The organism is Roseibium denhamense, from assembly GCF_009711415.1.
Classification (GTDB): domain Bacteria; phylum Pseudomonadota; class Alphaproteobacteria; order Rhizobiales; family Stappiaceae; genus Roseibium; species Roseibium denhamense.
On record NZ_SMLZ01000116.1, the window covers coordinates 338547 to 353025 of the forward strand.

Consider the following 14479-nt stretch of genomic DNA (forward strand, 5'->3'; position numbering starts at 1 on the left):
AGTCATCCAGTTTGTTATCTGGTCGTCGAGAGCGGGACCACGTTGTGCAGCTTTTGGTCCGCACTTTCAAGGAAACGGCGAATGTTTCTGGCCGCTTGGCGCAGCCTTTGTTCGTTTTCCACCAGTCCTATGCGCACATATTCGTCGCCATGTTCGCCGAAACCGATCCCCGGCGCGACCGCAACCTCGGCATGTTCCAGAAGAAGTTTCGAATATTCCAGGCTGCCAATGCCCTTGAACCGGTCCGGGATCGGAGCCCAGCAGAACATGCTCGCTTCCGGTGCCGGAACAGTCCACCCTGCCCGGCCAAAGCTGTCGACAACGACATCCCGCCGTTTCTTGTAGACCGCGCGGGTCTGGTCAATGCAATCTGACGGACCGTTCAAGGCGGCCGTTGCCGCAACCTGGATCGGCGTGAAGGCCCCGTAATCCAGATAGGATTTGACGCGCGACAGGGCCGCAACCAACCGTTCATTGCCAACCGCAAAACCCATGCGCCATCCCGGCATGGAGAACGTCTTGGAAAGCGATGTGAACTCGACAGTCACATCCATCGCACCGGGAACTTGAAGAACCGATGGCGGCGGCGTTGAGCCGAAATAGATCTCAGAATACGCAAGATCAGACAGAATGAAGATGTTGTGTTTGCGCGCAAACGCGACAACGTCCTTGTAGAAATCAAGATCCGCGCAATAGGCCGTGGGATTGGCCGGATAACACAAGATGATGGCGATCGGACGTGGCACGGAGTGGATCACGGCCCGTTCTAGCGCATCGAAGAACTGCGGTCCGGGTTCGGCGGGAATGTTCCGGATCGAGGCACCTGCCATCAAGAACCCAAAGGTGTGAATGGGATAGCTCGGATTTGGGCTCAAAATGACGTCGCCAGGCGCCGAAATCGCCTGAGCCATGTTGGCAAAGCCTTCCTTGGAGCCAAGGGTCGCGATGACCTGTGTATCGGGGTCGAGCTTGACCCCGAACCGGCGTCCTAATATGCGGCCTGCGCCTTCCTGAGCCCTTGTATACCCTTTGACGCAGAGTACCGGTGCGTTCTGGGGTCTTGGACCACCTCAGTCAGCTTGTCGACAATGTGCTGCGGTGTCGGCAGATCAGGATTCCCCATGCCCAAATCAATAATGTCCGCGCCATTCGCCCGCGCCTTCGCCTTCAGCCGGTTGACCTGCTCAAACACATACGGCGGCAGCCGCTTGATTTTGTGGAATTCCTCCATGGGAAAGGATCCTTGTAATGCGTCTAGATATGGGAAACTGCCAGGCGCGGCGCGTTTTCCGGGCCCTTTTAGCAGGGGCAAACGAATTGCGCACCCGTCTTTAATACGTCTAGCCACCTAAATTTGCGCCAAAATGGAGAACCGATATCCACATCCCGGACCTAAATCAATTTAAAGCGAAACGTGAGGGCGATGAACCAGCCACTGGGTCCGGAAAACAATGGTGTCTCAGCAATTGCGGAAACAATTCTACCCGCGAGACTCCGGATCACGTCGATAAGGTGAGCAAACCTCTCCCGCTGGACGTACGCGGCTTGTCTGTCTTCATGAAAAGAGCCGGGAACCGTACTTGGTTCAAGCGGCCTTGCGTTTCAGCGTCGAGAAGAGGTCTTCATCCGCAAGCCATTTCAGGGCACCGGATTTGGTTAGATCCATCACAACGATCTGGGCCCGCCCCTTGCGTTTGGCTTTGTAGACGCCGCGGTCCGCCGCCTCCAACACCCGTTCAAAAGGCTGCGGTTTGCGGGCTGTGACGACACCTGCACTTGCGGACACGATCATCCGGCCACTGGAGGCCTCCTGGCAGCGGGTCGAAAACTGCCGGCAAATGCGCTGCGCGGTCAAATGAGCGAACTCCCGGTCTGCACCGGGCATAAAGATGGCAAATTCCTCGCCGCCCAACCGTCCGGCCACAGCCCCATCAGGTATCGTATTCCGCGTTACCCGTGAAAACAGCTGGAGGACGTTGTCCCCCATGGCATGACTAAACCGGTCATTGACCGACTTGAAGCAATCGAGATCCAGCATGATGATGCTGTATGTCGCCCGGCCGTCATCGTCCATCGCCGCGATGGATGCCCTTGCGTCACGATAAAATGCCCGCCTGTTGGCAAGGCCTGTTAAGGCATCAGTGTCAGCCTGTTCCTTGAATCCGTTCAGCGACCTTTCCACGACAGCCGCAATCACTAGAGCAATCATCAGCACAAGCGCGGTCAAAACGATCAGGAGCGATGCTGCCATGAAGGGTTCTGAAAAGGATTTTTGATACTCGCCGTATTGTCCGACATTATGGTTGACCACATACCAGATGTAGCCGCTCGCCTCGAAAACGGCGATGACACCAAGGGCTCGCCCGGTCACCAGTTTCTCGCGGTTCCGGAAAAACCCGACATGGGCGATCATGAGGCCGCTCAGGATGACCCAGAATTGAACATAGTTCACGCGCATGACGAGATCGGACAGGAACGGCGGGTAAAAAAGGCATAGGGCCAGCCAACCCAAGGCAGGCAGCACGATCAAAGCCCAAAAGGGCGTCAGACCGAAAAACATCCGCATGGCCGACGCACGCATCAACGCCCCGGCAATGAACAGCGTATTTGCCAAGACGAGGCTGTAGGCGTCCGGGACCTGTCCGCGCAAGCCCAAAAGAACCGCGCCGCTGCCCAGAAGAATCAACCCGGCAGACCAGGTGAAGAGGCTCGAGACGCTGGACTTGCTATGATAGCGCCAGATCAGTGCTGCACATAACATGATGGCCGCACCAGCAATCTGGGTGATCGTCACGCTGGTAAAAAGCGTCGGCGCATCAAGGGTCATAGGGAAATCCATTCCAGCTTCAATCGCCTTAAAGTAACCAGAAGCTGTAAAAAAACGCTTTATTCGTGTTATAAATACCTAGCTATTGGTGCTGGATCCGCTCAGTACTGACTGATGCGCTCCAGATATGCGGCCGTCTCTGCCCGTTCCTTCGGGTTGATCAGTCCGTGGGATTCCAGCTGATAGGCTGGCACGCCATAGCCCTTGGGCGGCTGGACATTTGTGTATCCCGGCGTCCGGTCCGCCTTCATGGCATCGACCAAAGGCGTTCCGGGACCGACCGCGCAGCCTGCGGCACTGGCCATAAGCAAAAGCGGAACGATGGTTTTCTGAATGGCAGCTGCCGCCACGGTTTCCCCCCATAATTTCCTGCAGGATCCATGCTTTGGGCCTATCTGTCTATGCTTGCCTGGAGGTTTATCCGCATCTCAATTCCATTCGACGCGGCCAAATCGTTGTGTCATAAATAGCTGATAGGTCCAAATACTATCGCAAATTGAACAAGATAGTATGTTGAGACCATGTACCGGCCGCACACTAAAGGACGGCTGGACAACGGACGTCGGAGGGGACCCTTGCCAATGGCTGATGACCGCCAGCATCCCATGTTGCAATACATCATCAACAATCCAGAAGCATTTGCACAAAATCTTGCCAAAACGCTGGAACAGGCCGGGAAGGCAATGGCGGCCTATATCGAGCCGCGGGAGCAAGGTAAAATCACCCATGATTCTACCGATGAGCTCACCGGTGTCGTCAAGACACTCGCGCAGGTCGGCGAGTATTGGGCCTCCGATCCGCAGCGTGCCATCGAAGCTCAGGGACGGCTCTGGACTTGGGTACATCGACCTTTGGAACTCATCACTGAAGAGAATGATGGGCGAGCCGCATGCACCCGCCGTTGAGACACCGAGCACAGACAAGCGTTTCAAGGACCCGGACTGGGAAGACAATCAATTCTTCGACTTCATCCGGCAGCTCTATCTGATCACGAGCAAATGGGCCGAGGACATGGTCCACGACGCCCAGGGATTGGACGAACATACGCGGCACAAGGCCGAGTTTTATGTGACTCAAATCGCAAACGCCGTCTCCCCCTCGAATTTCGTCCTGACCAATCCAGAGTTGCTGCGCCTCACGATGGAAAGCAACGGCGAAAACCTGGTCAAGGGGATGCAGCACCTTGTGGAGGATCTCAAGTCCGGCAAGGGCGAATTGAAGATCCGCCAGACGGACCCCAGCAAATTCAAGCTTGGCGAAAATCTCGGCAACACGCCCGGCAAGGTGATTGCGCAGAACGACGTGTGTCAGGTGATCCAGTATACGCCCACAACGGAGACCGTCTTGAAACGGCCTCTGCTGGTTGTCCCGCCCTGGATCAACAAATTCTACATTCTCGATCTCAATCCCGAAAAATCCTACATCAAATGGGCCGTGGATCAGGGCCACACGGTTTTTGTGATTTCCTGGGTGAATCCGGATGAACGCCAGGCGCAAAAGAGCTTTGAGCACTACATGCGCGAAGGCATTCTCAACACGCTAGATGTAATCAAGCGCGCGACCCGGCAGGAAGAGGTCAACGCAATCGGTTATTGCGTCGGCGGAACCCTGCTTGCGGTCACCCTCGCCTACATGGCGCAGACCAACGACGAGCGGATCAAGAGCGCGACCTTCTTTACCACCCAGGTCGATTTCACATTCGCGGGCGATTTGAAGGTGTTTGTCGATGAAGACCAGATCTCGCTGCTTGAAAAGCGCATGGCGGAACACGGCTATCTGGACGGATCCAAGATGTCGTCGGCCTTTAACATGCTGCGGTCCAACGACCTGATCTGGTCCTATGTAGTCAACAACTACCTGAAAGGCCAAGAGCCTTTCCCCTTCGACCTTCTCTACTGGAATTCTGACTCCACGCGGATGCCGGCAGCCAACCACTCCTTCTATCTGCGCAACTGCTACCTGGACAACAAGCTGTCGAAAGGCGAGATGGTTGTCGGGGGTGAAACACTCGACCTGTCGAAGGTCACAATCCCGATTTTCAATCTGGCGACCCGGGAAGATCACATCGCACCGCCCAAGTCCGTTTTCCTGGGCTCCGGCTGCTTTGGCGGACCGGTTGAATATGTACTCTCCGGATCAGGCCACATTGCCGGGGTGGTCAATCCACCTGCAAAGAACAAGTACCAGTTCTGGACCGGGGCGGAACCCAAAGGCGCGCTGGAGAACTGGCTCAAGAATTCCGAGGAACATCCCGGCTCCTGGTGGCCCTACTGGGACGCGTGGATCCGCAAAAATGACAGGGCGGAGGTGAAAGCGCGCAAGCCAGGCGCAAACCGGATGAAAATCCTTGAGGACGCTCCGGGCTCCTACGTTATGACGAAGGTGTAGAGTAGATCAAAACGATCACGTCCGGTGCCGGAGCCGCGAACGGAACGACCTGGCCCGGACCGGCGGCACGCTATGCCTATGACGCAAAATGCGCATTCAGAGGTGTCAGGGTCATACCCAGGAGTTTCCCGAACTTGTCCGCGGACATCGGGCGGCCGAAGTGGAAGCCCTGAACGGTCTCACAGCGGCAGCTGATCAGGAAAGCCTGCTGTTTTGCCGTTTCAACGCCCTCTGCGACGACATTCAAGCCGAGCTCGCGGCCAAGAGAGATGATTGCCCGTGCGATACAGCGGTCACTTTCATCATAATCGAGGTCCCGGATAAAGCTTCTGTCGATTTTAAGACGCGTTAGCGGAAAACTCTTGAGCGCGATCAAACTGGAATAGCCCGTCCCGAAGTCGTCAATCGCAAGCTTCACCCCGATCCGCCGGAATTCGCCCATCAGCTGGACCGCCTGGGCCGCATTATGGATCAGCATGCTTTCCGTAACTTCAAGCTCCAGGAACTTTGCAGGCAGCTTGCTGGAATCAAGTGCTGCACACACATCTGAAATCAGGGAAACATCCCTGAACTGGCGCGCGGACACGTTGACACCAACCGTAATGGGCGACAGTCCGGCGTCCTGCCAGACCTTGTTCTGCCGGCACGCCTCGTTCAGCACCCAACGGCCAATCGGTACAATAACACCGGTCTCTTCGGCAAGCTCAATAAAGTCACCCGGCATCATCCGGCCAAGACGTTCGTTGTTCCAGCGCAGAAGCGCTTCGGCGCCGACAATCCGTCCGCTATGGAGATCATATTGCGGCTGGTACTCAAGAAAAAAACCGCCATTGTCGACGGCCCTGCGCATCTCTTCCACGAGCGTAAGCCGGTTCACGGGAACGCTTATGACCGCGCCCTCATGAATGACACACTGGTCCCGGCCCGCGGCCTTCGCAGCAAACATCGCCGAATCCGCATTACGAAGGAGTTCCGCCGCATCGTCTGCCGCCTCTGGATAGATGGCCGCACCGATGCTGCACGTGACATGAAAAGAAAAGCCGTCAATGGAGATCGTTTTCGTTACTTCGCTGCGCAGATGGTCCATGAACTCCGTGAGTTCAGGAGCATGCGCGGACTGGCCACTGACGATCAAGACGAATTCATCGCCTCCAAAACGGACGGCCTCATGGGCGTAGTTATGCGCCTTCATGATCCGGTCTGCGACGATGGTCAGCACCTGGTCGCCGACCGCGTGGCCAAAACTGTCATTAACAATCTTGAAATTGTCGAGATCGACAAATACCACAGCGACAGGTTCGCCGGTTTTCTGGCTGACAGCGACTTTCTGTTCCAATTTGTTTTTGAATTCCTGGCGGTTCGGCAGTCCGGTCAAAGCATCATGATGCGCCAAATACCGGATACGATTTTCCGCCTGATCCCGTTCAACGGCGATTGAGGCCAACTGGGCCGCTTCCACCGCCACCTTTAGCTCGTCGTCACTTGGCGACCTGACGCTCTGGGTGTAGAACCCGAAAGTGCCGAGGACCCTGCCATCCTTGCCGAAGAAAGGCACCGACCAGCACGACCGCATGTCATACTGTTCCATGATGCCGAGATAAGGGCTCCAAAGTGGACTGTCGAAAATATCGGCCACAATGACCACCTTGCCCGAGTAGATGGCCGTTCCGCAGGAACCGACTTCAGGCCCGATTTCGATGCCGTCAACTTGCTCAAGGTAGCTTTTTGGGAGACTTGGTGCCGCCCCGGACAGCATATGTTCTCCGGTCTCGTCGACAAGCATCACTGATCCGCTGATCCCGTTCAGCTGATCTTCAATGGTGAGGATAAGCTTCTCGAGCACCTGTGTGAGCGAAATACCCTCAACAATCTGGTGCAAGACCTCATTCTGGCCTTTTTGCAGCAGCTCCGCTTGTTTGCGCTGGGTAATATCCCGCGCTATTCCTATCAAACCGACGACGTTCCCCGCATCATCGAAGATCGGATATTTGGAGGAAGAAAACCATCTGCGCTCATGCGTCGGCAGCAAGATGCATTCTTCGAAGTCGATCATGGGCGATTTGCTTTCCATGATCTGTTGTTCAATGGCGAAGAGAGACTCTCCGATTTCAGGCAGGTGAAGGTCCAGATCCGACATACCCTGAAGCTCGACAACATCCTTCCGGCCCAGATCAAACGCGACCTTTGTATTCGCAATGACAAACTTGGAATCCCGGTCCTTCACGAAGATGTAGTCGGAAGCCTGATTGACCAAGGTTTGAAGCCATTCGCCGGTCAGCTCCAGTTTCTCTGCGTCGCTCAGCCTCAAACCACCCTTAAGCCGGGACAAAGCCTCTGCAATTGAGGGGAACGCTTCCGCCTCCCTGGCGTCCTTGTTATGCGGCTTGTCGGCCATGCTTTTTCCTGAACATCCTTTTTGCCTAGAGCGTCCCAGAGGATAGTCTCTTGTCCCAGTTTCTGTCTAAAAAACAGTGAAGACCACCCACGAGAGCATAGCCGGTAATTTTAATCAAACATTCATGAATATTGATAGACCCAGCGTCTGCCGAGCGCCTCGTCTCAGGCTCTTCCAGACCTTAGCTGACCATTTGACCAAACCATCCAGTCCCCAAATAATCCGCGGCGGATTTTGACGAGACGGCGTCATCGCATTTGCCAAGCCGGGGCGACCTTGGGTATAATTCGATTATGATCAATTGGTTCACCGGTACATGCTGACTGCCCAGCCAAGATACGCGCGCTCCAGCGGCGAAAGCCCGAACGGCGCGCTCAGCCATAGGCATCTACAACTGGTCTCGCCCGCATTGAGGGCGAAACCGTCTGGGCCGTTGGCTGTTTTCTTCCGGTTTACGCTCGCCTTGTTACTCACCTCGGCGATTTGGGCCAGCCATCTTGCGGGTCTCGGGGCTGCCCTCTTTGTTTTGGGCGCCAGCATCGCACTCCTGATGGCGGCGGCGCGCTTGCTTCCAAAAAGATCCCGGTTCATTTTGGCAACCAAACAGATCGGCTATGGTGAGCGGATATGGCTGAACCGGTTGCTGATCCCCGTTCCTCCCGAGATGAACCGCCAACTCACCATAGGGTTCATCGTCTCGTTTTCCGGCCTTATTGCCGCGATTATCGGTGCGTTCTACGCCTCCATGATCGTGTCGGTTACCGGCCTCGCCGTTGCCTACACGGCCCAGATCGCATGTATGCGGACCCAGCGTGCACTCTACCGCGCGATGAAGACACAGCATCCTCTTTACAGCTTCTGGGATGCTGAGGCTGGCAATGACAACAAGGCCTCACCCAAACTCGCCGGAAAACCATCAACGGCTTGAGCTGGGGCGCGGTGCTTGAGCAGGCACCGGCTTGTCAGATCCAAATGCCCTCAACCGGCTACCCTGCCCGTTTTTCAGCCAGAGCGCAGATATAGGTCATCGCAACGCTTGCCCCGGCGATTGACGTGATGTCCGCATGGTCATAAGCGGGGGCTACTTCCACGACATCGCCGCCGACAAAGTCAAGGTCGCCAATCCGGCGCAGGATCATCATCGCCTCGCGGGTGGTCAGGCCTCCGGCAACCGGCGTACCAGTTCCAGGCGCAAAGGCAGGATCGAGGCAATCAATGTCGAATGTCATGTAGGCCTTTGCATCGCCCACCCGGTCCTTGATCAGCTCAACGACACCGTTGACGCCTAACAACTCAACTTCTTCCCCATAGAGAATTTCCAGACCGCATGTCTCCGGCGCATGTGTGCGGATGCCGATCTGGATAGACTTATCCGGATCTATCAATCCCTCCCGCACGGCGCGGCCAACAAATGTGCCATGGTCAATCCGGTCGCCCTTGTCGTCCCAGGTATCCTGATGCGCATCAAACTGGACCAGGGCGAGCGGCCCATGTTTGGCGACATGGGCCTTCAAAAGCGGATAGGTGACGAAGTGATCCCCACCGATTGAAAAAAGATGCGCGCCGGCGTCCAGAATAGTCCGTGCCTGCGCTTCAATATGCCCTGGAATATCGGCGTTCCGGCCATAATCGAAGACGCAGTCGCCGTAATCCACACAGGCCAGGGTTTCAAACGGATCTGCTTGAAACGGGTATTGCGGATCGCCATCGAAAATCGCCGATGCCCGGCGGACGCCTTGTGGTCCAAACCGGGCACCCGGCCGATTGGAAACAGATGCGTCGAAGGGAATGCCCCAGACCGCCAGATCCACACCGTCAAGATCCCGGCTGTAACGCCTGCGCATGAACGACAGGGCCCCTGCATAAGTCGGTTCATGCGAGCCACTTTTCAGCTTTTCTCCGAGAAATGCATTGTCGGTCTGGCGTGGCAAGTCGGACATTGAGAATCCCCATCTCGGTTGTTTGCTGCACTTAACCCTGTTCAGCGGACTGGCTCAAGAGCTCTTCAGACACGCCATGTCAGGGTCAAAGAGGTCCGGCGCCGTGAAAACCGTATCATGGCCAAAGCGGTCTTCACGGAAAGTTAGCGCTCTGATTGTATGGTTGCGCCGCTATGCAAAGACACGGTCCATCACAGTTCGACGTCACTCCCCTGCCCGGCAAAACGTCGGTGTCGGCACACGGGACGACAGATGATCCTGTCTATGGGGTCTTCACCGGCTACATTCTGCTGGCGATCCTCTTCACATCTGCAGCCATGATCGGCGTTGTTTACCAGGATTTGGATCATTTCCTTAGCACGCTGCAAACAGCGTCTGTCTTCGGAATTCCTTTGCCAATCTCGGGTGTCAGCGTCCTGCTGATCGCAGCACTTTCCGCACTTGCCTGGTTGAACCGGCCCACCCAAATCCGCGCTGGGTTCGCCCTTTCCGCAAGCATGCTCCTTTTGGCCCTTGTCAGCCTTCCCGGGTTGAGCACCTCGGTTTGAGCCGAGGAGCCCTTTCGGCGGGGCCTCAGCACCTTTTCGATTTTGGCAAAAATACCCCGTTGTTCGCTCTTGCCGTGAACGGTAGAACGAAGGGCTGATTTGCGCTCACCCCTTTTTATCAGGAAGACCGACGGTGGCAGACAACACCAAAACAATCCTGCGCGGCAGGCTGCTGAGTTTTCACCGAGCCCCGGACCATTTAGAGGACACGCAAGCCTATCAGTATGAGACTGATGGGGCCTTGCTGATCGAAAAGGGCCGTATCCTCAAGCGGGGCCGGTTTTCAGATGTCGCCGCCCTGGCACCGGACGCGCCTATTCAGGATCACCGGCCTCATCTGATCCTGCCCGGTCTGATCGACACCCACATTCATTTTCCGCAAGTCCAGGTCATTGCGTCCTGGGCCGATCAGCTGCTCGATTGGCTGAACGACTACACTTTCCCGGCGGAACAAAAATTCGAAGACAAGGCACATGGCACGCGCATCGCAAAGGGGTTCTATGATGCGCTGACCGCCCACGGCACAACGACAGCCGTTGCCTATTGTTCGAGCCATCCGAATTCGGTCGATGCCTATTTCGAGGAAGCAGCCCGCCGGAACATGCTAATGCTGGGCGGCAAGACCATGATGGACCGGAACGCACCGGATGCGTTGTGCGATACGGCACAATCTTCCTATGACGACAGCAAGGCCCTGATCGGCAAGTGGCATGGAACCGGCCGCGCCTACTATGTGATCACGCCGCGGTTTGCGATCACGTCGACGCCTGCGCAGTTGGAAGCGGCGGGTGCATTGCTTCGGGAGCATCCACAGTGCCATCTGCAAACGCATATCAACGAAAACCACAACGAGATCGCCTTCACAAAAGAGCTCTATCCGGACGCGGATGACTATCTTGGGGTTTATGAAAGCTTCGGCTTGCTTGGCAAAAAGACGTTGCTCGGACACTGTATTCATATGAATGACCGGGAGCTCGCGGTCATGAAAGAAACCGGGTCTGTTGCCGTTTTCTGTCCGACATCCAACCTGTTTCTGGGCAGCGGGCTATATGACAAGGCCCGGCTGGAGACGCACGGCGTCAGGACGGCGATCGCCACCGATGTGGGCGGCGGCACGAGCTACTCCCTGCTGCGGACCCTGGATGAGGGCTACAAGATCCTCCAGCTTCAGCGCCAACGCATGCACCCGCTGACCAGTTTCTACTGGGCCACACGCGGTAACGCCGAAGCGCTCGGGCTTGAAGACCGGATCGGGACGCTTGAGGAAGGCACCGATGCCGATGTCATTGTGCTCGATGCTGCGGCAACGCCCGAAATGGCGTTGCGGATGGAGACGGCGCAAAGCCTTGCGGAAGAACTTTTCCTACTGCAGACCTTGGGCGACGACCGCGCCATCAAACAGACTTATGTCTCCGGTGTTCCCCAAAAACGGGCTGGTTGACACGGTAGTTCAGCGGCTTCTGCTGCATGAACCTGCCAAAACAGCATTCGAGGTCATAGCAGCGCAAACAATGCGCGGGCAGCAGAGCACCGGATTTCGGTTACCGCCGGTTGAAGAACAGGATCACCTGGCGGGCCTGGCGCTGGAATATGCCCGGGGCCGCAGCTTCCCCCTTGCCGGTCTCGACATCCTTGATGACAAGGCGCACCAGCAGGACGGCACCAATACCAAACAGGACACCCCCGGCTGCCTGCCCGATCAAGACACCCGGCGCGCCATAAAGCCATCCGCCCAGGATAACGAACGGGATTGTGCCCAGTGTATGGCGTCCCCAATTCATCCAGGTCGAATAGAACGGCCGGCCGAGATTGTTGAAAAACGCATTGGAGACAAAGAGCATCCCATTGAAGAAGAAGGCGAGCGCCAACGGACCGCAAAAGAGATAGATCAGGGTCAGGGACAAACCGCTGGCGTTGAACAAAGCCGCAATCGGCGCCCGCAACACAAACAGAACCAGAGCCGCAAAGGTGACCACGAGTGCGGTAAACAACAAGGCATCGCGCAAGGTGGTGCGGACCCGGCCATAGGCGCCTGCCCCGTAATTCTGCCCCACAATCGGGCCGACGGCGCCGGAAAGGGCAAAGATCGTCGCAAAGGCCAGCGGTGTCATGCGGGCGACCACCGCCATGCCGGCAACCGCCTCCTCGCCATATTCGGCCATAGACCGGGTAACGAATGCCTGGCCGACCGGGGTCGCAAGCTGGGTCAGGATCGCGGGAAATGCGATTGCCGCAATTGGTGGAAGGTCCGCCGTCAGGTCCGGCAGTTTCGGCAGGCTCAACCCGCCGTGAAACTTGAAGATTGGCCAGAGCGCGAACACCGCCAAAGCCACTCGTGAGGCTGCACTCGCAAGTGCCGCGCCGGTCAGCTCCAGATCCAGGCCAAAGATGAGAATCGGATCTAGGACAGCATTTACGACGCCCGCCACAATCGTGCAGGTCATGGCGCGGCGCGCATCCCCATGAGCGCGCAGGATCGCCCCGCCCGCCATGCCCATCAGCAGCAACGGCAGGGTTGGAACAATGATTGCCAGGTAATGGACTGCAAGATCCTTGGTGGCCCCTTTGGCACCGATAAGCGCCACCAACGTGTCCAGCCCGGACCAGACAGCAACGGCAAAGACACCGCAGAACACGGTTCCCCAGGCAAGGGCGTTCGACGCTTTTTGCCGGGCCTCTGACTTATCGCCAGCCCCCAGCCCACGGGCGACCAGCGCCCCGGCGGCAATGGCGACACCGATGTTGAAGGACGTTGTGAAAAACAAAATGGCGCCTGCATATCCGACAGCTGCCGCCAGCTCTTCCTTGCCCAGCATGGAAATGAAGATCATGTCGACAAAATCGACCGCGAAAATCGCCATCAGCCCAACCGACGACGTCAGCGACATGACGGTCACATGACGGAACAGGTTGCCGGTTACGAACTTGGCTTGGGACATAAAAACTTCTTTCACGCGGGGTGCGGCGTTAATGCCATCTTTTGAGACCAGATGGCCGGGATTTCCTGGATTGCCCAGCCGGGCGCAAATCGACAGACTCAGGATGCCGGAAAGGCGTTCTGTCTACAGCATCCGGCAAAAACAAAAAACCCGCTGGGGAGCCCCAGCGGGTTTTTGTAATTTGAAACCAGTCGGTCCGGCGATTAACGCTTGGAGAACTGGAAGGACCGGCGGGCTTTCGCGCGGCCGAACTTCTTACGTTCAACAACACGGCTGTCGCGGGTGATGAAACCGTTCTTCTTCAGAACGCCGCGCAGCTCCGGCTCGTAGTGGGTCAGAGCCTTGGACAGGCCGTGGCGCACAGCACCTGCCTGGCCGGACAGACCGCCACCGGAAACGGTTGCGACAATATCAAACTGGCCGTCACGCTCGGTGATCATCAGCGGCTGCCTCAGGATCATCTGCAGAACCGGACGCGCGAAATACGCGGTGAAGTCCTTGCCGTTGACGGTGATCTTGCCGGTGCCCGGCTTGATCCAGACGCGGGCAATTGCGTCTTTCCGTTTACCAGTTGCGTATGCGCGGCCATGTGCGTCCAGCTTCTGAACGTGGACCGGCGCTTCGGGGGCTGCGGTGTCGACCGCGCCGCCCAGGTCTTCTAGGGATTGCAGCTCAGCCATCGTTAAGCCCTCTTGCCGTCATTTTTTGCGTTGAGGCCCTTTACGTCCACCAGTTCCGGGGACTGAGCTTCATGCGGGTGGGTCGGACCAGCGTAGACTTTCAGGTTGGACAGCTGCTTGTTGGACAGCGGACCACCCGGCATCATGCGCTGAACGGCCTTTTGCAGGACGCGCTCCGGGAAACGGCCTTCCATGATCGCACGCGCGGTGCGCTCCTTGATGCCGCCCGGATGACCGGTGTGCCAGTAGTATTTCTTGTTGTCGTATTTGCGGCCGGTGAACACGACTTTGTCGGCATTGATTACGACGACATTGTCACCGGTATCAACGTGAGGCGTGTAGGTCGGCAGATGCTTGCCGCGCAGGTGGTTGGCGATGAAAGCAGCCAAACGGCCGACGACCATGCCTTCTGCGTCGATCAAGATCCACTTTTTCTCGACCTCAGCCGGCTTGGCAGAGAAGGTCTTCATGAGTTTGATCCATGATTGGTCTGTTAAAGAAAAGGCCCGCGCGGCTTTTGATGCCAGCGAACGGACCTCAAATTCGTTCGGCGCAGCTTATACGTCGGACGCAAACGAACGTCAATACCGGTTTTTCAGCTCATGCCATTAATTCATTATATTTTTCAATCGCTTAAAAAAACGGTATCATATTACCGCTATTTTCCGGGCAATTCTGTAGCGCCGATGTCCTGAATTCCAGTCTAAGCCGCCCAGCAAGCCAAACCGGTGGCTGCCTGCTTAACGCCCCCTTAAGCGGGTG

The 14479-nt window shown here is 56.7% G+C and carries 10 protein-coding genes and 2 pseudogenes; 4 read left to right on the forward strand and 8 right to left on the reverse strand.

Translation table 11 applies throughout. The features are described 5' to 3' along the window. Positions 1 to 14: 14 nt before the first annotated feature. From E1180_RS21490 to E1180_RS21500, 3 genes and pseudogenes are all read right to left on the reverse strand, one after another. Positions 15 to 1231: pseudogene (locus tag E1180_RS21490) on the reverse strand (LL-diaminopimelate aminotransferase). Between the two features lie 354 nt (positions 1232 to 1585). After that, positions 1586 to 2827, reverse strand: coding sequence for a GGDEF domain-containing protein (locus E1180_RS21495; RefSeq protein WP_196220675.1), 1242 nt, complete (start codon positions 2825 to 2827; stop codon positions 1586 to 1588). Between the two features lie 101 nt (positions 2828 to 2928). Further along, positions 2929 to 3177, reverse strand: a complete 249-nt coding sequence (locus E1180_RS21500) for a hypothetical protein (RefSeq protein ID WP_155194710.1) — start codon at positions 3175 to 3177, stop codon at positions 2929 to 2931. Positions 3178 to 3408: 231 nt separating this feature from the next. Between E1180_RS21500 and E1180_RS21505 the strand changes: the two are divergent. Further along, a pseudogene (locus E1180_RS21505) lies at positions 3409 to 5215 on the forward strand (PHA/PHB synthase family protein). A gap of 76 nt (positions 5216 to 5291) precedes the next feature. Here the strand turns inward: E1180_RS21505 and E1180_RS21510 are convergent. Further along, a complete protein-coding gene (locus E1180_RS21510) occupies positions 5292 to 7610 on the reverse strand; it encodes a sensor domain-containing protein (protein ID WP_155194712.1) in 2319 nt (772 codons plus the stop codon). Positions 7611 to 7926: 316 nt separating this feature from the next. On the opposite strand from E1180_RS21510, the gene E1180_RS21515 reads away from it, so the two are divergent. After that, positions 7927 to 8538, forward strand: coding sequence for a DUF6653 family protein (locus tag E1180_RS21515; protein ID WP_155194714.1), 612 nt, complete (start codon positions 7927 to 7929; stop codon positions 8536 to 8538). A 58-nt stretch (positions 8539 to 8596) separates the two neighbouring features. On the opposite strand, the gene speB is transcribed toward E1180_RS21515, so the two are convergent. Beyond that, the gene (gene speB, locus E1180_RS21520; RefSeq protein WP_155194715.1) at positions 8597 to 9550 is read right to left on the reverse strand and encodes an agmatinase; all 954 of its coding nucleotides are present in this window, start codon (positions 9548 to 9550) and stop codon (positions 8597 to 8599) included. Between the two features lie 173 nt (positions 9551 to 9723). On the opposite strand from speB, the gene E1180_RS21525 reads away from it, so the two are divergent. Further along, on the forward strand, positions 9724 to 10098 hold the full coding sequence (locus E1180_RS21525; protein ID WP_155194717.1) for a hypothetical protein: 375 nt from the start codon (positions 9724 to 9726) through the stop codon (positions 10096 to 10098). Positions 10099 to 10231: 133 nt separating this feature from the next. Then, complete coding sequence (gene guaD, locus E1180_RS21530) at positions 10232 to 11539, forward strand: guanine deaminase (protein ID WP_283404445.1); 1308 nt, start codon at positions 10232 to 10234, stop codon at positions 11537 to 11539. Positions 11540 to 11639: 100 nt separating this feature from the next. Here guaD and E1180_RS21535 read toward each other — a convergent pair whose 3' ends face one another. The 3 genes from E1180_RS21535 to rplM all read right to left on the reverse strand — a co-directional run bounded on the left by E1180_RS21535 (position 11640) and on the right by rplM (position 14187). Next, complete coding sequence (locus E1180_RS21535; protein ID WP_155194721.1) at positions 11640 to 13037, reverse strand: MATE family efflux transporter; 1398 nt, start codon at positions 13035 to 13037, stop codon at positions 11640 to 11642. A 203-nt stretch (positions 13038 to 13240) separates the two neighbouring features. After that, positions 13241 to 13717, reverse strand: a complete 477-nt coding sequence (gene rpsI, locus E1180_RS21540; protein WP_155194723.1) for a 30S ribosomal protein S9 — start codon at positions 13715 to 13717, stop codon at positions 13241 to 13243. Between the two features lie 2 nt (positions 13718 to 13719). Next, complete coding sequence (gene rplM / locus E1180_RS21545) at positions 13720 to 14187, reverse strand: 50S ribosomal protein L13 (RefSeq protein WP_155194725.1); 468 nt, start codon at positions 14185 to 14187, stop codon at positions 13720 to 13722. Between the last annotated feature and the right edge of the window lie 292 nt (positions 14188 to 14479).